General features: G+C 64.3%; 18 protein-coding genes, 1 tRNA gene and 1 other RNA gene. 9 read left to right on the top strand and 11 right to left on the bottom strand.

Going from position 1 to position 21,224, the window contains the following annotated elements:
- Positions 1-58: 58 nt before the first annotated feature.
- Positions 59-742 carry a hypothetical protein gene (locus CH275_RS11905; RefSeq protein ID WP_094678272.1) on the bottom strand — a complete coding sequence of 228 codons (684 nt, stop codon included), beginning with the start codon at positions 740-742 and terminating at the stop codon, positions 59-61.
- Positions 743-976: 234 nt separating this feature from the next.
- Here CH275_RS11905 and CH275_RS11900 point away from each other — a divergent pair, with 234 nt between their 5' ends.
- On the top strand, positions 977-2,182 hold the full coding sequence (locus CH275_RS11900) for a diaminopimelate decarboxylase (protein WP_143546754.1): 1,206 nt from the start codon (positions 977-979) through the stop codon (positions 2,180-2,182).
- On the opposite strand, the gene CH275_RS11895 is transcribed toward CH275_RS11900, so the two are convergent.
- From CH275_RS11895 to CH275_RS11865, 7 genes are all read right to left on the bottom strand, one after another.
- Positions 2,145-2,843 (bottom strand): response regulator, encoded by a 699-nt coding sequence (locus CH275_RS11895; protein WP_094618028.1) that lies wholly within the window; start codon positions 2,841-2,843, stop codon positions 2,145-2,147. The genes CH275_RS11900 and CH275_RS11895 overlap by 38 nt on opposite strands.
- Positions 2,836-5,382 (bottom strand): sensor histidine kinase, encoded by a 2,547-nt coding sequence (locus CH275_RS11890; RefSeq protein WP_094678268.1) that lies wholly within the window; start codon positions 5,380-5,382, stop codon positions 2,836-2,838. Before CH275_RS11890 ends, CH275_RS11895 begins: the two co-directional genes overlap by 8 nt.
- Before the next feature lie 31 nt (positions 5,383-5,413).
- Positions 5,414-6,052, bottom strand: a complete 639-nt coding sequence (locus CH275_RS11885) for a potassium-transporting ATPase subunit C (RefSeq protein WP_094678266.1) — start codon at positions 6,050-6,052, stop codon at positions 5,414-5,416.
- A gap of 1 nt (position 6,053) precedes the next feature.
- Entirely contained in the window at positions 6,054-8,150 is a 2,097-nt protein-coding gene (gene kdpB / locus CH275_RS11880; RefSeq protein ID WP_094678264.1) for a potassium-transporting ATPase subunit KdpB, read from the bottom strand.
- The gene (kdpA, locus tag CH275_RS11875) at positions 8,147-9,919 is read right to left on the bottom strand and encodes a potassium-transporting ATPase subunit KdpA (RefSeq protein WP_094678262.1); all 1,773 of its coding nucleotides are present in this window, start codon (positions 9,917-9,919) and stop codon (positions 8,147-8,149) included. The genes kdpB and kdpA overlap by 4 nt, the downstream gene beginning before the upstream one ends.
- A gap of 4 nt (positions 9,920-9,923) precedes the next feature.
- Positions 9,924-10,022 carry a K(+)-transporting ATPase subunit F gene (kdpF, locus tag CH275_RS11870; protein ID WP_080734555.1) on the bottom strand — a complete coding sequence of 33 codons (99 nt, stop codon included), beginning with the start codon at positions 10,020-10,022 and terminating at the stop codon, positions 9,924-9,926.
- A gap of 282 nt (positions 10,023-10,304) precedes the next feature.
- On the bottom strand, positions 10,305-11,213 hold the full coding sequence (locus CH275_RS11865; protein WP_094678710.1) for a LysR family transcriptional regulator: 909 nt from the start codon (positions 11,211-11,213) through the stop codon (positions 10,305-10,307).
- A 137-nt stretch (positions 11,214-11,350) separates the two neighbouring features.
- Here CH275_RS11865 and CH275_RS11860 point away from each other — a divergent pair, with 137 nt between their 5' ends.
- Both CH275_RS11860 and CH275_RS11855 read left to right on the top strand, forming a co-directional pair.
- The gene (locus CH275_RS11860) at positions 11,351-12,766 is read left to right on the top strand and encodes an MFS transporter (protein WP_094678260.1); all 1,416 of its coding nucleotides are present in this window, start codon (positions 11,351-11,353) and stop codon (positions 12,764-12,766) included.
- Positions 12,763-13,509 (top strand): 3-hydroxybutyrate dehydrogenase, encoded by a 747-nt coding sequence (locus CH275_RS11855; protein ID WP_094678258.1) that lies wholly within the window; start codon positions 12,763-12,765, stop codon positions 13,507-13,509. Before CH275_RS11860 ends, CH275_RS11855 begins: the two co-directional genes overlap by 4 nt.
- A gap of 227 nt (positions 13,510-13,736) precedes the next feature.
- Here the strand turns inward: CH275_RS11855 and CH275_RS11850 are convergent.
- Positions 13,737-13,824: transfer RNA gene (locus tag CH275_RS11850), tRNA-Ser, on the bottom strand.
- Between the two features lie 95 nt (positions 13,825-13,919).
- Here CH275_RS11850 and ffs point away from each other — a divergent pair.
- Positions 13,920-14,014: signal recognition particle sRNA small type (ffs, locus tag CH275_RS11845), an RNA gene on the top strand.
- Positions 14,015-14,068: 54 nt separating this feature from the next.
- Positions 14,069-15,355 carry an aminotransferase class I/II-fold pyridoxal phosphate-dependent enzyme gene (locus CH275_RS11840; protein ID WP_094678256.1) on the top strand — a complete coding sequence of 429 codons (1,287 nt, stop codon included), beginning with the start codon at positions 14,069-14,071 and terminating at the stop codon, positions 15,353-15,355.
- 63 nt (positions 15,356-15,418) lie between these two features.
- On the opposite strand, the gene CH275_RS11835 is transcribed toward CH275_RS11840, so the two are convergent.
- Entirely contained in the window at positions 15,419-16,936 is a 1,518-nt protein-coding gene (locus CH275_RS11835) for a DHA2 family efflux MFS transporter permease subunit (protein WP_094678254.1), read from the bottom strand.
- A 105-nt stretch (positions 16,937-17,041) separates the two neighbouring features.
- On the opposite strand from CH275_RS11835, the gene CH275_RS11830 reads away from it, so the two are divergent.
- Positions 17,042-17,713 carry a TetR/AcrR family transcriptional regulator gene (locus CH275_RS11830; protein ID WP_094678252.1) on the top strand — a complete coding sequence of 224 codons (672 nt, stop codon included), beginning with the start codon at positions 17,042-17,044 and terminating at the stop codon, positions 17,711-17,713.
- Between the two features lie 121 nt (positions 17,714-17,834).
- Positions 17,835-19,130 (top strand): lipase family protein, encoded by a 1,296-nt coding sequence (locus CH275_RS11825; protein ID WP_094678250.1) that lies wholly within the window; start codon positions 17,835-17,837, stop codon positions 19,128-19,130.
- Between the two features lie 24 nt (positions 19,131-19,154).
- Here the strand turns inward: CH275_RS11825 and CH275_RS11820 are convergent, their stop codons facing one another.
- Positions 19,155-19,484 (bottom strand): YnfA family protein, encoded by a 330-nt coding sequence (locus CH275_RS11820; protein WP_094678248.1) that lies wholly within the window; start codon positions 19,482-19,484, stop codon positions 19,155-19,157.
- A 104-nt stretch (positions 19,485-19,588) separates the two neighbouring features.
- Here CH275_RS11820 and phoU point away from each other — a divergent pair, with 104 nt between their 5' ends.
- On the top strand, positions 19,589-20,242 hold the full coding sequence (gene phoU, locus CH275_RS11815; protein ID WP_094678246.1) for a phosphate signaling complex protein PhoU: 654 nt from the start codon (positions 19,589-19,591) through the stop codon (positions 20,240-20,242).
- A gap of 37 nt (positions 20,243-20,279) precedes the next feature.
- Positions 20,280-21,083, top strand: coding sequence for a transglutaminase-like domain-containing protein (locus tag CH275_RS11810; protein ID WP_052058346.1), 804 nt, complete (start codon positions 20,280-20,282; stop codon positions 21,081-21,083).
- Positions 21,084-21,224: the final 141 nt, after the last annotated feature.

Genomic DNA, 21,224 nt, shown 5'->3' with positions numbered 1-21,224 from the left:
CTCCTTCTCGGGACGGAAGTTCTGTCCACCCGACGGTATACGCCATCTCCAGGAGAAGTCAGCGGGTCGCCGCCTGCGCCGGTATCACCGAGACAGCAGGCCGCGGCAGATTCCATCGGGTGCACCCGTCACGCAGTGCAGCGTCCACAGCGCGCACGACGGACGTCTGGTACGGGACGGAACAGTTCATCCACGCCTCGGTCGATCCTCCGCTCAGAATGATGCGGTGCACCGGTGACCCGCACGTCGTGGACTCGGATGCTCGCCGCAGCAGTCTTTCGGCCGCCGAGGCCCACTCGTCCGGGTCGCCGGAGTTGCTGACGTCGCTGTGGAGGCCGACCGCCTGCACTCGGTGACCGCCGAGTACTGCCGCCGCATCGCTGTCGAGGTAGACATATTTCGTTCGTTGCGCGCACTCTGTCAATCGAGCGATCTGCGGCTCCGTGCCGACGACGAAGCGGAACACCCCGCGGTGCACGGCATTGCGGATACCGTCGGTGCCGGCTCCGCATCGAAACACGATTTGGTTCGGTCGAATCCCGCTGAGCTGCACACGATCGAGCTCGTCGTCATCGTGCGCGAGGACGGTGACACCGGAGTTCCGTACCCAGGTGGCGACAGCGTGGTCGCCGAGCTCGGCCGCGCGGACACCGAAACCGACCCCCGGCATGACCCGACGCATGAGGTGGATCGAATTGTGCAGTTGTGTCGAGTGATCGGGCGCTTCGAGCGAGAGTGTCATGCACTCAGATATACGCCCGCGCGAACCGCTCGGGCGGTTCGTTGACGGAGTTTTGATGCGACTCTCCGAGATTCTTACGGGGTGCAGATGGTCGAGTCGCATCTGTTGCCGCGGTGTCAAGGTCTTCGTTCGCAGCGTCAATTTCCCGTCAAGGCAGGGCTGTTCGCCTCCGATCGGGACGATGATCGACTGGAGGCCCGCACTCGGCCCAGTATCGACGAGGAGATGTGTTCGATGACTCTGTTGGATTATCTGCCGTCGCTCAGAGGTGCTCTGTCGCCGCGGTTGGATCATGCTGTGTGGCCGAGTACGACGCATTATCGACACGGTCGAGTGACCGTGGCAGGAATGTTCCTCGACGACATCGCCGATCGTTACTCGACGCCGGTGTGCGTGATCGACGAAACCAGCTTGCGCGGTAGGTGCAATCGCATCGCGCTCGGGTCGTGCACAGCCGAAATGCTCTACAAGCCAGGCAGTGTGCTGGCCCCGATTGTCGCGCGCTGGATAGGGGAGCAGCACTTGACGCTGGTCGTCGACTCGATGGCAGCGTTGTCGTCCGCCCGGAAACTCGGGGTCGATCCCTCGCACATCGTCGGCCGAGCGCAGAGCGCGCAGGCTGCAGATCTCCTGCTGTCACTTCCGGCGGGTGAGCGAGTGGGCCGACTCGTCGTCGCCGCAGGTATTCACCGGGTTCCGGATGCGGACCGTGCCGTAGCCCTCGCACAGTCGACTCTGGTCAGCACCGACGGCAATCGTGACTACGCGGAGAATGTCATCGCTCAGGTTGTCGACTGCCCTGCAACGGTATTCGATGGTGTCGAATGCAGCGCGTCCACTCTCGACGGGGTGTTCGCACGGATCGTCGAGTCGCTCGGAGTGATGGCTCAGGCCTACCGAGACCACGGCGTGCTCGGTAATCGACTCCATCTCCGGATCGATTCTCCGACGGGACTCGATACTTCGCTCCTGTCCGACGTCGTCGAAGACGCCGTCGACGAAGGCTGCATTCGGCATCGCTTCCCGCGTCCACAGCTCGCCGTCGAGACCGGGGAGTCGATCACCGACGCGGCCGTGGTGACGGTGTGCCGTGTCCGTTCGATCGACCGGACGGATTCGCAACGAGCCGTCGTGGTCTTGGACGGTGGAACCGGTTGCGCCCCGGCCGCGGCGGTCATCGCCAACCGTCACAGCCTCGGCGGGGAGGAATTGTTCGTACTCGCCGATGGCAGTGATCCTCGGCACCGGTGCGTGATTCACTCGGAAGTGTCGCTCCCGGCGGATGTTCGAGTCGGTGACGTCCTCGCGATCGTCGACGGTCCCGGTGACTGCCCGAGCGTCCTGACACTGTCCGATGGACAAGCCCACCATCTGGATATGCTACCCGCACAGGCGGTTCGGTTCATTCCACGAGTCGGTACCCCATTCCCGTCTCGGTGATGAGATGCCGAGGCTTGCCCGGGTCTACTTCCAGCTTGCGTCGGAGTTGAGACATGTAGATCCGCAGATAGTTGGATCCGTGATCGTGCCCGGGACCCCACACCGTTCTGAGCAGTTCTTTCTGCCCCACCAGCTTGCCCGCATTGCGGGCCAGCATCTCGAGGACTCCCCATTCGGTGCGCGTGAGGTGCACGATCTCGCCGTCCCTGGTCACCCTCTTGGAGGCCAGATCGATCGTGAAGGACGAGGTGGTCACGAGCGGGTCCGTAGGGGACGTCCTGATGGCTCGTCTGCGGACGGCGACGCGTAGCCGGGCCAGAAATTCGTCCATCCCGAACGGTTTGGTGATGTAGTCGTCGGCACCGGCGTCCAGGGCTTCGATCTTGTCGCCGCTGTCGGTGCGCGCGGACAGCACGATCACCGGAATCTCGCTCCATCCTCGCAATCCTGCGAGCACGTCCAGTCCGCCGATATCGGGCAGTCCGAGGTCGAGGATCACGACATCGGGGTGTTCGGACGCAATGGCGCGTAGCGCGCCGGTCCCGGTGGCCGCGGTGACGACGCCGTAACCGCGGGCGGTGAGGTTGATGCGCAATGCGCGCACGATCTGCGGTTCGTCGTCGACAACCAGAACCTTGATCGCGGAACGGGATTCACCCATGGGTCTGCTCGGAGAGGTCGCTTCTGGCAGTCGATTCCGCTCGCGCCAATTCGACGGTCATGGTCACACCACCACCTGCAGTGTCGGACACCGTCACCGAGCCTCCCATGGCTTCGACGAACCCACGCACAACGGAGAGCCCGAGCCCGACACCCGTGGTGTTGTCGCGGTCGCCCGATCGTTGGAAGGACTCGAAGACGGCTTCCTCGCTTCCGGGCGCGATCCCCGGGCCGCTGTCGGCAACGGTGATCACTGCTCGGTCGCCGATGTAGGCGGCCCCGACCCGTACCGGCGATCCGGGGGCGTGTCGCAGTGCGTTGTCGATCAGATTCGCCAGCACGCGCTCGAGCAGACCTGCGTCGGCGGAGACCGCGACGTCGTCGACATCGACGATGACGAGTTCGCGACCAGTGTGCGTTCCGACGAGCGCTGCGTCCACAGCGTCTTCGACGTACACGATGGACCGGCTCGGCTGAATGACCCCCGCGGCCAACCGTGACGAATCGAGCAGGTTGCCCACCAGACCCGTCAGTTGGTCGGTCGATTCCTCGATGGTCGCCAACAACTCCGCGGTGTCCTCGGCAGAGAATTCGACATCGGTCGCACGCAGACTCGACACGGCAGCCTTGACCGCGGCGAGCGGCGTTCGTAGGTCGTGGCTGACCGCGGACAGCAGCGCCCGCCGAAGACGGTCGACCTCCTTCAGTCCTGCGGCGGCGCTGGCCTCCTGGGCGAGTTCGGTCTGCCTGATCAGGCCCATGGCCTGGTTGGCTACGGCACTGAGCACACGTCGATCGTGCGCACCGGTCTTGGTACCGGACAGGAGCAACGTGAAGGAACCGTCGGGGGTGTCGATCGCGGTGTCGGCGTCATCGGGCACGGCGGGTGGAGAATCACCGACCGATTCGACGATCACACCAGCACCTCTGATGATCGAGACCGCGCGCTGGGAGTACGTCTCGCGGACTCGCTCCAACAGCGTTCGAATGTCGCCGCCGCGCAGCACCGTTCCGGCGAACAGTGTCAGGAGCTCGGCCTCCTGTGACGCTCGCCGAGCTTCGCGGGTGCGTCGGGCAGCCGCGTCGACCAGGAATGCCACTGCCACTGCCATGATGAGCAGCACCACGGTGGTGACGAAGTTGTCGGGTTCGGCGATGGTGAAGCTGTACCGCGGGTCGGCGAAGAAGTAGTTGAGCAACAATCCTGCGATCAACGCCGACAGTGCCGCGGGCGCAACGCCGCCCAGGAGCGCAACGGCCAGTACGACCATGAAGAACAGGGCGCTCTCGCCGCCGAGATCGAGATACGGATCCACCAGCAGCATCGCCATGGCCGAGACAACGGGTACGACCACTGCGGCAACCCAGGACAGAACTCGTCGGTGCTTCGGATTGGGCGGGATCAGCCGGCCGAGCCGAAAACCTCGACTGATCTGGTTGTGGGTGACCATGTGCACGTCGATCTTGCCCGAGTTCTGAATGACCGCAGCGCCGATGCCCTCGTCCAGTATCCGGGCCCAGCGAGACCGCCGTGAGGTTCCGATGACGAGCTGGGTTGCGTTGGCCCCCCGTGCGAAGTCGAGCAGCGTGGTCGGCACGTCGTCACCGACGACACTGTGCATACTTGCGCCGAGACTCGCTGCGAGTACGCGGACTTTCCCCATCTGCGGTGCCGAGACGCCGGTGAGGCCGTCACCTCGGATCACGTGCAGCACCATCAGTTCCGCACTGGACCGCGAGGCGATCCGGCTTGCGCGACGCAACAGGGTCTCGGACTCCGGTCCACCGGTCACCGAGACGACAACTCGCTCACGTGCTTCCCACATGTCGGTGATGTCATGTGTACTGCGGTATTTCGCCAACGCAGCATCGACCTGATCGGCGATCCACAACAACGACAGTTCGCGCAGGGCAGTCAGATTGCCTTGCCGGAAATAGTTGCTCAGCGCGGCGTCGACCTTTTCGGCTGCGTAGATGTTTCCGTGGGAGAGCCTGCGACGCAGTGCTTCTGGAGCCACATCGACCAGTTCGATCTGTTCTGCAGCCCGTACCACCGAGTCCGGGACGGTTTCTCGTTGCGGCACACCGGTGATCTGCTCGACGACATCGTTGAGACTTTCCAGATGCTGCACGTTCAGGGTCGAGACCACATCGATTCCCGCTGCCAGCAATTCCTCGACGTCCTGCCAGCGCTTCTCGTGGGCGCTACCCGGGGTGTTGGTGTGGGCGAGTTCGTCGACGAGCACCAGCGAAGGCTCACGCTCGATGATCGCTGCGACGTCGAGTTCGTGAGCGATCGATCCGCGGTAGTGAACTGTCCGCGCAGGAACCAGTTCGATGCCGTCCAGTAACGCGGCGGTGCGGGCGCGGCCGTGGGTTTCCACCACGCCCGCGACCACGTCGCATCCACGTTCTTGCCTGCGGTGCGCTTCACCGAGCATCGCGAAGGTCTTACCGACCCCCGGCGCGGCCCCGAGATAGATGCGCAGCTCACCGCGATCGAGTCCACCGGACCCCCGCTTGCCGGTCTTTTTTCCCATGTCTCTACCTGCTGCCCTGGACCGTCGAGGCTCAGCTCGTACCGCACCCCGGTGCCGTCAGTCCCAGAGCGACATTGAGCTCCGGCACGTTCACCGTCTCGTTGCCGAGGAACCCGAGCTGCCTGCCGTCGGTGTGTTCGGCGACCAGAGCCGTCACCGCGTCGACGCTCATGTCGTTGACCTGCGCGACGCGTTGGATCTGAATCGCCGCGTAGGCGGGGCTGATATCGGGATCGATACCCGAGCCGGATCCGGTGACCGCGTCCACCGGCACGGCGGCCGGGTCGACGCCGTCACGCTCGGCGATGACTGCACGCCGTTCTTCGATGAATGCCGCCAGTGCTTCGCTACTGGGGCCCTGGTTGGTGGGCAACGACGCGGCCGGGTCGCTCGCGGCAAAGGCATCCTCGTCGGAGACGGAACCGGTAACTCGGTTGTGGAAGAACGGATCCGGCGCTCCCTCTTGAACCTGCGGGTCGACCCCGATCAGACTGCTACCGACGACGCACCCGTTCGCGTCACGCAGCGGCGACCCCTCGGCAGAGCTGGATCCGATGCGGCTCACCGCCCATACCGCCGCTGGATACCCGATACCGACGATGACCGTCAGCGCCAGCAGCACCGACAGTCCTGCCACGATCTGACCGAGAAATCTCTGTACGAAACGCATGTCAGCCTATCCCTGGGATGAAACGAACGATGAGGTCGATGAGCCAGATCCCGATGAACGGGGTGATGACGCCGCCCACTCCGTAGAGCAGCAGATTGCGGCGCAGCAGTGTCGAAGCGCTCGACGGGACGTAACGAACACCCTTGAGCGCCAGCGGAATCAGCCCGATGATCACAAGAGCGTTGAAGATGACCGCGGACAGAATTGCCGATTCGGGGGTGGCGAGCCGCATGATGTTGAGGCCGTCGAGTTGTGGGTAGACGACGCTGAACATCGCCGGCAGAATCGCGAAGTACTTCGCGAGGTCGTTGGCGAGGGAGAACGTCGTCAACGCTCCGCGGGTGATCAACAACTGCTTACCGATCTCGACGACCTCGATCAATTTGGTCGGATCGGAATCGAGATCCACCATGTTGCCGGCCTCTTTTGCTGCCGACGTTCCGGTGTTCATCGCGACACCCACGTCGGCCTGCGCCAGAGCGGGGGCGTCGTTGGTGCCGTCGCCCGTCATCGCGACCAGCCGGCCGCCTTCCTGCTCCTTGCGGATCAATGCGAGCTTGTCCTCGGGTGTGGCCTCGGCGAGGAAGTCGTCGACACCTGCCTCGGCTGCAATGGCTTTCGCGGTCCGCGGATTGTCACCCGTGACCATGACGGTCCTGATGCCCATGGCCCGCAACTGAGCGAATCGCTCCGCGATGTGGGGCTTGACGACATCGGAGAGTTCGATGACACCCAGTGCGCGGGCGGGACCGCCCTGGGGTGCAGTGGCGACGACCAGGGGTGTCCCGCCCATCTCGGCGATGCTGTTCGAGATGTCGTCTATCTCGACGGCGATCGAGGGACCGCCGTTGCTGCGAACCCATGCCAGCACCGAATCGGAGGCACCCTTACGGACCTGGGTGCCGTCGAGATCGATTCCGCTCATGCGGGTTTGGGCGGTGAAGGCGACGAACTCGCCGGTCTTCTCGGTGTCCGTGGCGTGCAGGGGCAACGAGTATTCCAGTCCGCACAGATCGACGATGCTGCGACCTTCGGGTGTGCCGTCGGCGAGTGAGGACAACCGTGCTGCTGCGGCGAGTTCGCCTGCCGACGTGCCGGGTGCGGGATGAAGCCCGGTGGCGCGACGGTTGCCGAACGTGATCGTGCCGGTCTTGTCCATCAGGAGCGTGTCGATGTCGCCCGCTGCCTCGACAGCGCGTCCCGACATCGCCAGGACGTTGCGCTGAACCAGGCGGTCCATGCCGGCAATTCCAATGGCGGACAACAATGCTCCGATGGTCGTCGGAATCAGGCACACCAGCAGTGCGATCAGCTTGATCGGGTCTTGCTCCTCGCCGCCGTACGCGCCCATCGGTCCGATCGCGACGACGGCCAGCATGAAGATGATCGTCAGCGAGGCCAACAGGATGTTCAGCGCGATTTCGTTCGGGGTCTTCTGGCGCGATGCACCCTCGACGAGGGCAATCATTCGGTCGACGAAGGTCTCGCCCTGAGCGGCGGTGATCTTGACGACGATCTCGTCGGAGAGCACTCCGGTGCCGCCGGTCACTGCTGAACGGTCACCGCCCGATTCGCGGACGACCGGCGCAGATTCGCCGGTGATGGCCGATTCGTCCACGCTCGCAATGCCTTCGATGACATCGCCGTCTCCAGGAATGATCTCGCCGGCGGAGACGACGACCTCGTCACCGACCTTCAATTCGATACCGGGAACCTCTTCGATCGTCCCGTTCGACGTCCGACGGTGCGCGACCGTGTCTCGCTTGACCGCGCGCAGGCTCGCGGCCTGGGCCTTGCCGCGGCCCTCGGCCACGGACTCGGCAAGGTTGGCGAACAGCAACGTGAACCAGAGCCACGCCGCTACGAGCCAGGAGAAAACGGAAGGATCGAGGACCGCGAGCACGGTGGTGACGACGGAGCCGATGAGCACGACGAACATGACCGGGTTGCGGGCAAGATGCCGTGGGTCGAGTTTGGCGAACGCGGACGGCAGTGACGTCCACATCTGCCGGGGGCTGAAGTATCCGGATCGGACCGGGGTGGGGGAGTCGTCGACGTCGGATTCGTCGTCGACGAGCCTGGACGAGGTAACGGTCATTGCAGTGCCTCTGCGATCGGGCCCAAAGCCAGGGCCGGGAAGAATGTCAGTGCCGCAACGAGAACGGCGGTTCCGAGTACCAGTCCGGTGAAGAGCGGTCCGGTCGTGGGGAGAGTGCCGGGATTCGGAGCGGTGCGCTTGGACGTGGCGAGCGAACCGGCCAGTGCCAGTACGAAGATGATCGGCAGGAAGCGTCCGAGCAGCATCGCGATGCCCAGTGAGGTCTGGAACCAGTCGCTGGTGACGGTCAGCCCGCCGAACGCGCTGCCGTTGTTGTTCGAGGCGGAGGCGTAGGCGTAGAGGACCTCGGTGAATCCGTGTATCGATCCTGGCGTACCCGGGTCACCCGAGTTGCCCTGGAAGCCGGTGGTGGAGGACAGGATCACGGTGATCGAGGTGCCGATCAGAACCAACGCGGGCATCACCAGTACCGACAGGGCGGCGAGGGTGATCTGCCGCTGCCCGATCTTCTTGCCGAGGTACTCGGGCGTACGGCCGACGAGGAGTCCACCCACGAACACCGCGATGATCGCGAGCACGAGCAGTCCGTACAGACCGGTTCCGACACCGCCGGGGGCGATTTCACCGAAGAGCATGTTGAGCAGGACGGCTCCGCCGCCGAGTGGGGACATGCTGTCGTGCGCGGAATTGACTGCGCCGGTGGACGTTCCCGTTGTCGCGACAGCGAAGAGGGTGGATCCGGGGATGCCGAATCGAACTTCCTTGCCCTCCATCATCGAACCTGCTGCCTGCGCGGCGACGCCGCGGGCACCGGATTCTGCGACGGCAGTGACCGTGAGGAGTGCTGCGAACAGCGCCGCCATGACCGCGAGCAGGGTCAGGCCCTGGCGACGGTCACCGACCATCGTGCCGAAGGTGCGGGTCAGTGCCACCGGGATGAGCAGGATCGAGATGATCTGCACGACGTTGGTCAAGGGGGTCGGGTTCTCGAACGGGTGCGCGGAGTTCGCGCCGAGGATTCCGCCACCGTTGGTGCCCAGTTCCTTGATCGCTTCCTGCGAGGCGACCGGAGCCAGTGCGTTCGAGACCGACGACCCGTCGAGTCCCGTCGAGGCGAACCCTGTGCTGAAGGACTGAATTACGCCCTGCGTCAGCAGAATCAGTGCGATGACGAACGACAGGGGGAGCAGGATGCGGAGGATTCCGCGGACCAGGTCGACCCAGAAGTTGCCGATCTCACCGCCGGTCCGCACACGCACGAAACCTCGCACGACGGCGATGGCGACAGCGAGGCCGACTGCGGCAGAAACGAAGTTCTGCACCGCCAAGCCCAGGGGCTGCGTCAGGTTCGACATCGTCGTCTCGGGTGTGTACGACTGCCAGTTGGTGTTGGAGACGAAGGAGATCGCGGTGTTGAACGCGACCGACGGGCTCACTCCCGGCAGTCCTCCGTTCAGCGGGAGAACACCCTGAACTCGTTGCAGCACATAGAGAAAGAGGACGCTCGCAGCGGAGAAGCCGAGCAGCGAGAGCGCGTATCCGACCCAGGTCTGCTGGGAGCGTGGGTCGATCCGGCAGAGGCGGTAGATCAGCTTTTCGATACGAAGATCTGCCCACACGGTTGTGCCGCCGCGGGTGCGCTGCAGGGTGGCTGTACTCCCTGCGGCACCGAGGCTTCCTGCGTTTGTGTCGACATCATGTTCGGTGGCAAAGACTTTCGCCATGTAGTCACCGAGGGGCACGTACGCGATCGCCAGAACGACGACGACCACGAGGATCTGGAGCGATGCTGCCAGAGCTGCAGTCATGTTCTCAGAACCTCTCCGGGTCGAGCAGAGCGACGAAAAGATAGATGACCACCGCGGCGGCGATCACCACGAGTACGACGTTGATGGTTCCGTCGAGCGTCATTTCGCCTTCGCCTTCGTAGTGGCAGTGGTCGCCAACGCCCGCAGGATCAGTGCACACACACCGAACCCCGCTGCCGTGACGAGGAGATAACCCAAATCAGCCATGAACGTTCAAGCCTCTTCGACATAGTGCGGTCCAACGCATCATCAGCGCTGGTCGGACGCCTATTAGGCATCCGGTCACCGATATGTTTACGCCGTCGAAATTGGCCCGAAGACGATCCTTACGGATCCTTTACGGCCGGGAATTCAGTCATGACACAAATATGACGCGGCCTTTTAGTCAGCTCTCTCCCAACAGAGCCGAGCGCTGCTCGGTGACGACCGCGCGGATCGCGTCGACCACTGCTGAGACCTCCGGCCGTCGCAGGGTTTCGGTGCGGGTGACGAGCCAGTAGGTCAGTTTCACGGCGATCGCGTCGGGCAGGATTCGTAGGAGGTCGGGGTGGCGGTCGGCCATGAAGCACGGCAGCAGTCCGATGCCCGCCGAGGCGCGAGTGGCCTCGACGTGGACGAAGACGTTGGTGGAGGTGACCGATTCGCGCATCGTCGGGGTGAAGTTAGGGGCCAGATCCAGATCGTCGACGTGCAGCATCGAGTCGATGAAGTAGATGAACGGGTGAGCAGAGAGGTCGGCCGGCACCCGAGGCGTTCCGTGTTCCTTCAGATACGTCTCGGAGGCGTAGAGGCCGAGTAGATAGTCCCCGAGCCGGATGGCCTCCGCGCGATGCACCTGCGGCCGACCGACGACGATCTCGATGTCCAAGCCCGAACGTTGCTGCGACGCGCGCCGGGTGACCGCGACGATCTCCACGGACACCCGCGGATGAGCGCGCTGCACCCGCGCCGCAGCGGGGGCTGCGATGTAGGCACTGAAACCGTCGGTCGCCGAAATACGTACGACGCCTTCCAGCGCACCTGCGTCGCTCGAGACGAGGGTGCGCAGCGCATCCTCGACGGCCTCGGCGGCGGCCAGCGCGCCGTGGCCCAGTTGCGTCAGCTCCCAGCCGCCGGCACCCCGGGTCAGGACCCGGCCACCGAGGGTGTCCTCGAGTGCGGCGATGCGTCGGGAAATGGTCGTGTGGTTGATGCCCAGGTCGTCCGCCGCCGAACTGTAGCGACCGGTCCGACTGACAGCGAGAAGGACCAGCAGGTCGTCTGCACTGGGGATCTTCGCGCCACCGCGTGTCATGTGTGCAGTTTTGCAGATCCCACCTGCGTTCATGGCTCTTGCGCCGACAAACATCTGCACCAATACTCAGAGCAACCCGCCAATGTGTGGTCTGTCACAACAGTGACCATCGAGTGCCGAGTAACACAGGAGAGTCAATGAGCGTCGATCAGCCGCTGACCGAACGGTCCGAACCGGATCCCGATGCCACCCCCGCAGGCCTCAAGAAGGTAGTCGGGGCATCGATGGCAGGCACCATCGTCGAGTGGTACGAATTCTTCCTCTACGGCACCGCCGCAACGCTGGTGTTCAGCAAGATCTTCTTCGCTGCCGGAACCAGCGAGCTCGACGCCATCCTCGCTGCCTTCGTCACCTATGCCGTCGGCTTCGTTGCACGTCCGTTGGGCGGCATCGTCTTCGGCCACTACGGCGACAAGTACGGCCGAAAGAAGTTGCTGCAGTTCAGCCTCGTCCTCGTCGGTGGAGCCACGTTCCTCATGGGATGCCTGCCGACGTTCGAGGCGATCGGCTACTGGGCACCGGCATTGCTGGTCACCCTGCGATTCATTCAGGGCTTCGCCGTCGGCGGCGAATGGGGCGGAGCGGTTCTCCTTGTGGCAGAACACAGCCCGAACAAGTCTCGCGGATTCTGGGCCAGCTGGCCGCAGGCAGGCGTGCCCGCAGGTAACCTGCTCGCCACCGTCGCGCTGCTGGTCCTGACGACCACACTGTCCGACGAAGCCTTCCTCAGCTGGGGCTGGCGCGTCGCGTTCTGGCTCTCCGCCGTCATCGTTTTCGTCGGCTACTACATCCGCACCAAGGTCTCCGACGCCCCGATCTTCCTCGAGGCACACAAGCAGGCCGAGGTCATCAAGGCTGCGTCGTACGGCGTCTTCGAGGTCGTGAAGCGTTACCCGCGTGGCGTATTCACCGCGATGGGCCTGCGCTTCGGTGAGAACGTCATGTACTACCTCGTCGTCACCTTCTCCATCACGTACCTCAAGGTCGAGGTGGGCACCGACACCAGCACGATCCTGTGGTGGATGCTCATCGCTCACGCAATCCACTTCTGCACGATTCCGTTGGTGGGCAGGCTCGCCGACCGCATCGGTCGTCGTCCGGTGTACTTTGCCGGTGCGCTCACTGCGGCCACCTGGGGCTTCTTCGCGTTCCCCATGATGAACAGCGGCCACAACGTCGTCATCCTGCTGGCCATCATCATCGGCCTGATGTTCCACGCGTTCATGTACGCCACCCAGCCCGCCATCATGGCCGAGATGTTCCCGACGCGGATGCGCTACTCCGGTGTGTCACTCGGCTACCAGGTCACCTCGATCGTCGCCGGCTCGCTGGCCCCGATCATCGCGGTCAAGCTGCTCGACATCTACGGCTCGTCCGTGCCGATCGCGGTATACCTGGCCGTGGCCTGCGCCATCACCGTGGTTGCCGTCGTCGTCGCCAGGGAGACAAGGGGATTGGCGCTCGAGAGCATCGACATCGCCGACGCCAAGAACTTGGCCACCGAGGCCGAGCTGGTGAAGGCCGGTCTGCTCGATCAGAACGCACAGCGGTGACCGACCTGACCGGACGCTCCGCCCTCGTCACCGGGGGAGCGTCCGGGATCGGTGCCGCCTGTGCGCGAGAGCTCGCCGGCCGCGGTGCCCACGTCACCCTCGCCGATGTGAACGACGTGGCCGCAAAGGAATTGGCGTCGGAGATCGGCGGTGAGGTGTGGTCGGTGGATCTGCTCGACACCACCGCGCTGGACGATCTTCGCTTGGACGTCGACATCCTCGTCAACAACGCGGGCATCCAAACCGTCGCACCGATCGTCGACTTCGACCCAGGCGCGTTCCGCAGAATCCAAACACTGATGGTCGAGGCTCCGTTCCTGCTCATCCGAGCTGCACTGCCGCACATGTACTCTCGCGGCTTCGGTCGAGTGATCAACCTGTCTTCGGTGCACGGACTGCGGGCCTCGGAATTCAAGGTCGCGTACGTCACCGCCAAACATGCACTCGAAGGACTGTCGAAAGTGACGGCCCTCGAAGGCGCCGCCCACGGAGTGACGAGCAACTGCGTCAACCCGGGATACGTACGCACGCCACTGGTCGAAAAGCAGATCGCCGACCAGGCCATCGCGCACGGCATCCCCGAGGACGAAGTCCTCGAAAAAGTCCTGCTGACGGAGGCCGCCATCAAGCGACTCGTCGAACCCGCCGAAGTCGCCTCACTGGTGGGGTGGTTGACCTCCGAGAATGCGGGCATGGTGACCGGAGCGTCGTACACGATGGACGGTGGTTGGTCGGCTCGCTAGTCCGCGCCCCGCGTCAATGGACCACTGCAGACGTCTGGGCGCGTCAATGTGACATCGACGCGGAATGGTGAACTGGGTGGATGGACCTTTGCATACGTCTGACCGGTGCAAGGGTCCATTGACGCGAACGGGGTGGTGCCCGAACCCGGGCGGGCGATCGGGCCGGAGGACGGGTGAACAGGCCTCGAACAGCAAGAAGCCCCCGTGACATGTCACGGGGGCTTCTCTGGCGGAGGATAGGGGATTTGAACCCCTGAGGGCGTTAACCCAACCCGCGTTCCAGGCGAGCGCCATAGGCCACTAGGCGAATCCTCCGTGGGGGAGCTTACCCGGTTACCCCCACCATCTCCCAAATCGGGAGGCGCGAAGGGCGGTGATGCGTCGTCCGACGGGAGGCGGCTACACTTCCTAACGGATCCCGCGCGGCGCGCATCCTGTGAACTCCCCCAGGGCCGGAAGGCAGCAAGGGTCTATGGGCTCTGCCGGGTGCGCGGGGTCCCCTTTATTTCAGTGACATCAACACTGTCCGGGGAACCCAGTCACCGAGAGGCCGCTCCGCATGCCAGCGCAAACCCAGTTGGGTCTGATGAACCATGAGGAGCTCGCCTCCGAGCACGAGCGGCAGAGCGCGAAGTACACGCATCTCAAGGCCGAGAATCTGAAGCTGGATCTCACCCGCGGCAAGCCGTCACCCGAGCAGCTCGATCTCGCTGCCGATCTGCTGACGCTTCCCGGCGCGGATTTCAAGGACGGCAACGGCACCGATTGCCGCAACTACGGTGGCCTCGCGGGTCTGCCGGAACTGCGTGCCATCTTCGGCGAGTTGCTCGGCATCCCGGTGAAGAACCTGGTGGCCGGTAACAACGCCAGCCTCGAGATCATGCAGGACCTCGTGGTCTGGGCTCTGCTGCACGGTCTGCCCGATTCCCCGCGGACGTGGTCGGCCGAGCCGAACATCAGATTCCTCTGCCCATCACCCGGCTACGACCGGCACTTCGCGATCACCGAGAGCTTCGGCATCGAGATGATCCCGGTTCCGATGGGGCCCGACGGCCCGGACGTGCACGAGATCGCCACTCTGGTGGCGTCGGATCCGCAGATCAAGGGCATGTGGGTGGTGCCGAACTACGCCAATCCCACGGGAGCCGTCTACTCGAAGGAGGTCGTTCGCGCGCTGGCCACCATGCCCGCTGCAGCGCCCGACTTCCGTCTGTTCTGGGACAACGCCTACGCGGTGCACCCGCTGACCGAGGAGTTCGCCCCGTCCTACGACGTCATCGGCATGGCGGCCGAGGCAGGTTTCCCCAATCGTGCGTTCGTGTTCGCCTCGACGTCGAAGGTCACCTTCGCCGGTGCGGGCGTCAGCTTCTTCGGCAGCTCCGAGGAGAACCTCGCCTGGTACCAGAAGCACCTCGGCAAGAAGAGCATCGGCCCGGACAAGCTCAACCAGCTTCGCCATCTGCGCTTCTTCGGCGACGCCGAGGGGGTGCGGGCCCACATGGCCAAGCATCGCGAGATTTTGAAGCCCAAGTTCGCGCTGGTGCAGCAGATCCTCGAGGACCGGCTCGGTGCGTCGAAGATTGCATCCTGGACCGAGCCCAAGGGCGGCTACTTCATCAGTCTCGACGTACTCGAAGGCACGGCAGCTCGGTCGATCGCGTTGGCCAAGGACGCCGGAATTGCGCTGACAGCCGCCGGTTCGGCGTTCCCGTACGGAAAAGATCCGGAAGACAAGAACATTCGCCTCGCCCCGAGCTTCCCCTCGCTCGGTGAGCTGGAGAAGTCGATGGACGGCGTCGCGACCTGCGTGTTGCTGGCCGCGACGGAGAAGCTGCTCGAAGGCTGAACGCACGTGAGCGGAACCTCGTAGCAGGCTACGAGGTTCCGGTCACATGCGGCGCAGCCGCTCTCAGTGCCCTACGACAACCGCACCTTCGGGAGCCGTGGGCAACGGCCCCTTCTTCAAGAGCGTGGCCGACAGCACTGCGCCGAGCAGGAAGATTCCCGACGCCCACCAGAACGTGGTGGTGTAGCTGGCGATCTCGGCATTGGCCTGCAGGAGTGCTGCATCGGTTGCTGTTGCCATGTTGGAGCTGACGTAGCTGGTGGCCGCGTTGGCTGCCACGGTGCTGAGCAACGCCGTGCCGATCGAGCCGCCGACCTGCTGCATGGTGTTCACCGTTGCCGATGCGACGCCGGAGTCGTCCGGGTCGACGCCCGAGATCGCACCCTGCATGGCCGGTGCCATCGTGGCTCCGAGTCCGAGACCCATGATGACCAGGCCGGGCAGGATGTGCGTGACGTAGCTGCTGTCGATGTCGATCTGCGTCAGCAGTCCCATGCCGATGGAAGCCACGACCAGGCCGGTCGTCATCAGGATGCGGGGTCCGAAGCGGGGCAGGATAAGCGCCGTCGACAGTGTCGCCGTGAGAATCAGCGACGCGATCATCGGCATGAACGCGAACCCGGTGGTGATGGGTGTGTACTTCAGGGTGTTCTGCAGGTAGTACGTCAGGAACAGGAACACCGCGAACATGCCTGCGCCGGTGACGAATACGGCCAGGAACGATCCCGCACGGGTGCGGTTCAGCACGATCCGCAACGGCAACAGCGGATGCTCGACGCGCATCTGGATGGTCACGAACACTGCGAGCAGCACGACACCTGCCGCCAGGAATCCGAGTGTGACCGCGTTGCTCCAGCCGTCGGATTCCGCGTGGGCGAAGCCGTAGACGATCGAGAACAGCGCGGCCGAGACGGCGATCGTGCCGGGGATGTCGAGCTTGGGGCGGACGTCGACCTTGTGCTTGGCCAGGAACAGGAACCCGCCGACGAAGGCGAGCGCGGCGAAGATCAGGTTGACGTACAGGCTCCAGCGCCAGTTGGCCCATTCGGTGAGCATGCCGCCGAGCAGCAGGCCGAGTGCACCGCCACCGCCGGCGATGGCACCGAAGATGCCGAATGCCTTGGCGCGTTCCTTGGTATCGGTGAAGGTGGTGGCCAGCAGCGACAGAGCCGCAGGGGCCAGTAGCGCACCGAAGAGACCTTGGCCCGCGCGCGCAGCAACGAGCATGCCGAAGTTGACGGCCGCGCCGCCCACTGCGGACATCAGCGCGAAGCCGACGAGTCCGATGAGGAAGGTGTTGCGTCGTCCGAACAGGTCGCTGAGGCGGCCGCCGAGCAGCAACAGGCTGCCGAACGCGAGTGCATACGCGGTGACGACCCAGGAGCGGTCGGCGTTGTCGAAGCCCAGGTCGAGCTGGGCGGCGGGGAGTGCGATGTTCACGATGGTCGCGTCGAGCACGACCATGAGCTGAGCCAGTCCGAGCGTCGCGAGAATCAGCCAACGATTCCGATGCGCGCGCTCGTCGACCGGCGAAGTGGTCGACGTGGCGTCGCCCACGTTCTCCGATGAAAGGGTGGTCATAGTGTCCTCGGTTCGACTATGCGGAGGTGTACCCTCCGGTTGTAGAGCAAAGGTAGCAGCTAAGTGGAGGAATGTCCTCCGCTTATCGGGTGAAACGGACATCGAATGAGTGTGAGAGCGGACACAGCGGCCTCGAAGCCCCTACGGGCAGACGCCGAACGCAATCGACGTCGCATCGTGGATGCGGCCCGTGAGCTGTTCGCCTCACACGGCATCGACATCACGCTCGACGACGTCGCGGCGCACGCCAAGGTGGGCGTCGGCACCGTTTATCGGCGCTTTTCGTGCAAGGAAGAACTGATCGACGGCGTCTTCGAGCAACGCCTCGAAGACATGCTCGCGACCGCTGAGCGGGCGCTGGAGGCCAAGGATCCATGGGAGGGTCTGGTGCAGTTCCTGGCCGAGGTGTGCGAGGGGATGTCCGCCGATCGCGGTCTCGGCGACGTTGTGCTCGGCTCGGACGAGGGTTGCCGCGGGATTGCTCAGGTTCGCTCGCGCATCGACCCGTTCTTCGAGAAGATCGTCGATCGGGCATCGGCGTCCGGGCAGCTGCGACCCGACATCGCGGTCAGTGATTTCTATCCGGTGCTCGGGATGATCGGCGCGAGCGTCGAGTTCTCCAGTGCCGTCGACGCCGCCAACTGGCGTCGCTACTTCACCGTGTTGCTCGACGGTCTGCGGGGTGATGGCGTCCCGCGATCCACGCTGCCGGGGCGTCCGTTCACCAGCGAAGAAATCGACGTGGCCAAGGCCGCGATGCACCGGCGTCGACGCTGATCGTGAGTAATCCAAACTAGCCCTATGCGTTGTGTGACGCATCACGTAAGGTGCGTCACGATAAGTGCTACGCGGGGTAGCGCTCACTTGATGCCAAGTGGTCGACGTTGGGGGTTGTGAAGTGCGTTCCAAGCGTGTGTTCGGTTCGGCTGTGGCGGTGGCAGCGGTACTCATCGGGGTGACGGCACCGGCGGTGTCGGCGGCCCCCTCGACGGGATCGACCGTCGAATCCGATTTCTACGTTCCACCGAGTCCGCTGCCCGCAGGCTCGCCGGGTGACGTGATCCGTTCGGAGCCTTCTCATCTCGCTTTGTCGGTCCCCGGAATCGGCGGTCCGCTGCCCGGTGCTGCCACTCGAATCATGTACCGCAGTACCGATTCGAACGACGCGCCCAATGCCGTGACCGGTACCTACATCGATCCTGCCGCGGAATGGACCGGCCCAGGTCCGCGGCCGCTGGTGGTACTCGCCCCGGGAACTCAGGGTCAGGGCGATCAGTGTGCGCCGTCGAAGATGCTCAACAATGTCATCACCTACACCCCGCCGCTCGGTTTCATGGTCGAGTACGAGGTGCTCGCGGCGTATTCGCTGCTGTCCCAGGGTTACGGCGTCGTCATCACCGACTACGAGGGTCTCGGTACTCCCGGCGCGCACACCTACGTCAACCGAGCATCGGAAGCGCACGCTGTGCTGGACGCGGCCCGTGCGGCCCAGAAGTTGCAGGGCACCAAGATTTCCGCGGACGGCCCGGTGGCCGCGTACGGCTACTCGCAGGGCGGTGGCGCTGCCGCTGCCGCAGCGGAACTCGCGGATGACTACGCACCCGAGATGAACCTCGTCGGCACCTATGCGGGTGCCCCTCCCGCGGATCTGAAGGCGACGCTGGAGCAGGTCGACGGCACCATCCTCACCGGCGTGATCGGATACACCCTCAACGGTCTGCTCAATTCCGACCCCGGTCTGCGACCGATCGTCGACGAGAACATCAACGACGCTGGCAAAGCCATGCTGAATCTGGTGGCGAATCAGTGTGTCGGAGAAACGATTCTGAACGTCGGGCTGCACCGCACCAACGAGTACACCAAGACCGGCGAGCCCTTGTCGGTGGTGCTGGACAGGCTGCCCGTCGCTCAGGAGATCCTGGCAAAGAACAAGATCGGTGAGCGGACGCCCAATGCTCCGGTGCTCATTCAGTCCGGGACGTCCGACGACATCGTGCCCCATGGACAGGCCGTCGGCCTGGCCGGTGACTGGTGCGGCAAGGGTGCCACCGTGCAGCTCAGCTCCGCCCAGGTTCCGTCGATCGTGCCCGGATCCGGTGCAGGACACCTGATTCCGGACATCCTCGGCCTGGGTGAGGCGCAGAACTGGATCAAGGATCGCTTCTACGGAGTGCCCGCGCCGTCCAACTGCTGATCGATCGGGTACGGCCCGCGCGAGTCAGCGCGGGCCGTACATGATCACCCCGACGCCGATCAGAGCGATCGATGCACCGGTGATGTCCCACCGATCGGGTCGGAAGCCGTCGACCACCATCGCCCACGCCATCGATCCTGCGACGAAGACCCCGCCGTACGCGGCGAGAATGCGACCGAAGTTCGCATCCGGCTGCAGGGTCGCGACGAAGCCGTAGGCACCGAGGGCGATCACCCCGGCTCCGGCCCACAGCCACCCACGATGCTCCCGAATTCCCTGCCACACCAGCCAGGCACCGCCGATCTCGAAGACTGCCGCGACGGCGAAGAGCATGACCGACTTCACAGTGTTCATGCAGCAAAGGCTCCCACAGGGCTACCTCCGTGTAGGAAGATGCGATTGGGGGTACGGCCTACAGGCCCCACGTCGAGGGCGAATTCGGTAGGAGTGAGTGGCACATGCGGGACAGTTACACAGAGACGCTCGATTCATTGGCGTCGAACCTGTCTGAAATGTCCCGAATTGCGGAGATGGCCATGGTCGACGCAACTCGATCGCTCCTTACGGCGGACATCGTGCTCGCCGAGCGGACCATCGAATACCGCGAAGAGATCGACATGCTCGCCGTCGAGTGGGAGCACGGCGCATTCGGGTTCCTGGCCCTGCAGGCACCCGTCGCGCACGACCTGCGACGGGTCGTATCCGGGATCAACATCGTCGCCGATCTACAGCGAATGGGCGGCCTTGCCGTTCATATCGCCGAATTGGCTCGCCGCCGCCATCCCGCGCACGTACTGCCGCCCGAGGTCGAAGGCGTGTTCGAGCAGATGGGTCGAGTTGCCGTCGCGCAGGCGGAGGCGACCCAACGCGTGCTGGAAACCAGAGATGCCGAACTCGCCGCGAGCCTGCGCATTCAGGACGAGGAAATGGACGCACTGCATCGCAGCCTGTTCATGCTGACCTCAGCACCCGACTGGCCGCACGGCGTACCCGCGGCAGTGGACATCACGCTGCTCGGCCGGTTCTACGAGCGCTACTCGGATCACACGGTCGAGGTCGCCAAACGCGTCATATTTCTGGTGACGGGCGAACGTCTCACCGACGAGTCATGATCTGCGCGAACGGCTCGAAGATGGCAGGATCGGCACGATGAAACGTGACGTCTCCGCGTACCTCGATGTCGACGTGACCGAGGCCAGTACCCTCGAGTTCCAGATCGCGATTGCCCCGCATCCAGGAACCGAAGTGTGGGAAGCACTCTCCTTCACACTCGACGGTCAGCCGGTCGAGGCGCAGGAGATCAGCGGCGCGCACGGAACCCGCATTCACAAGCTGTACGCCGGAGTCGGCAAGCTCGAAGCGTCGTACTCGGCCACCATCTACGGCAACACCGAGCCGGCCCCGGTCTCCGATTACGATCTCTCGCTGTACCTGCGGCCCAGCCGCTACTCGGAGGCCGACAAGTTCTTCGGCTTCGCGGCAACGGAATTCGGTTCCTACCCACCGTCGGAGAAGTTGCTGGCCGAGGTCTCGTCGTGGGTCGGTGCGCGCCTGAGCTACGTACCGGGCAGCAGCGACCCCATCGACGGCGCAGTCGACACCCTCCTCGCCGGCGCCGGAGTCTGCCGCGACTACACGCACCTGGTGGTGGCCTTGCTTCGTGCGGTCAACGTCCCCGCTCGGCTGGTCGCGGTGTACGCACCGGGCTGCGATCCCATGGACTTCCACGCAGTCGCCGAAGCATTCGTCGAAGGTCAGTGGCGAGTGGTGGATGCGACCTGCCTCGCGCCGAGATCGACTTTGGTGCGCATCGCCACCGGACGGGACGCGGCAGACACCGCATTCCTCGACAATCACGGCGGTTCGATCATCCTCAACAGCGCGGTCGTCGGAGCCGTCGTCGACGGACCACTGCCCTTCGACGACATCACCCAACTGGTGTCGATCACCTGATCGGCCCCGTGTGAAGGCAATCGCGTCGGCTGTTCCCTAGGGCTCTCTCGTACGACGGTGCGACCGAAGATAGGGAACTCGTCCGATGTGTGGACGGTGCAGCGGAGCCAGAGTGGGTTCCATGTACCCCACCTACGATGT

The organism is Rhodococcus sp. 06-235-1A (genome assembly GCF_002258785.1).
GTDB lineage: Bacteria > Actinomycetota > Actinomycetes > Mycobacteriales > Mycobacteriaceae > Rhodococcoides.
Note: the sequence above shows the minus strand (reverse complement) of the source record. Positions and strands in the feature narration are given on the sequence as shown.

Excerpts from the sequence above, each read along its gene's own strand:
- phoU (WP_094678246.1), top strand. The coding sequence starts at position 19,589 with ATGCGGGACAGTTACACAGAGACGCTCGATTCATTGGCGTCGAACCTG.
- CH275_RS11835 (WP_094678254.1), bottom strand. The coding sequence starts at position 16,936 with ATGACCACCCTTTCATCGGAGAACGTGGGCGACGCCACGTCGACCACT.
- kdpA (WP_094678262.1), bottom strand. The coding sequence starts at position 9,919 with ATGACTGCAGCTCTGGCAGCATCGCTCCAGATCCTCGTGGTCGTCGTC.
- CH275_RS11830 (WP_094678252.1), top strand. The coding sequence starts at position 17,042 with ATGAGTGTGAGAGCGGACACAGCGGCCTCGAAGCCCCTACGGGCAGAC.
- CH275_RS11810 (WP_052058346.1), top strand. The coding sequence starts at position 20,280 with ATGAAACGTGACGTCTCCGCGTACCTCGATGTCGACGTGACCGAGGCC.
- CH275_RS11865 (WP_094678710.1), bottom strand. The coding sequence starts at position 11,213 with ATGACACGCGGTGGCGCGAAGATCCCCAGTGCAGACGACCTGCTGGTC.
- CH275_RS11895 (WP_094618028.1), bottom strand. The coding sequence starts at position 2,843 with ATGGGTGAATCCCGTTCCGCGATCAAGGTTCTGGTTGTCGACGACGAA.
- kdpB (WP_094678264.1), bottom strand. The coding sequence starts at position 8,150 with ATGACCGTTACCTCGTCCAGGCTCGTCGACGACGAATCCGACGTCGAC.
- CH275_RS11840 (WP_094678256.1), top strand. The coding sequence starts at position 14,069 with ATGCCAGCGCAAACCCAGTTGGGTCTGATGAACCATGAGGAGCTCGCC.
- CH275_RS11860 (WP_094678260.1), top strand. The coding sequence starts at position 11,351 with ATGAGCGTCGATCAGCCGCTGACCGAACGGTCCGAACCGGATCCCGAT.
- CH275_RS11905 (WP_094678272.1), bottom strand. The coding sequence starts at position 742 with ATGACACTCTCGCTCGAAGCGCCCGATCACTCGACACAACTGCACAAT.
- CH275_RS11900 (WP_143546754.1), top strand. The coding sequence starts at position 977 with ATGACTCTGTTGGATTATCTGCCGTCGCTCAGAGGTGCTCTGTCGCCG.
- CH275_RS11890 (WP_094678268.1), bottom strand. The coding sequence starts at position 5,382 with ATGGGAAAAAAGACCGGCAAGCGGGGGTCCGGTGGACTCGATCGCGGT.
- kdpF (WP_080734555.1), bottom strand. The coding sequence starts at position 10,022 with ATGACGCTCGACGGAACCATCAACGTCGTACTCGTGGTGATCGCCGCC.
- CH275_RS11885 (WP_094678266.1), bottom strand. The coding sequence starts at position 6,052 with ATGCGTTTCGTACAGAGATTTCTCGGTCAGATCGTGGCAGGACTGTCG.
- CH275_RS11820 (WP_094678248.1), bottom strand. The coding sequence starts at position 19,484 with ATGAACACTGTGAAGTCGGTCATGCTCTTCGCCGTCGCGGCAGTCTTC.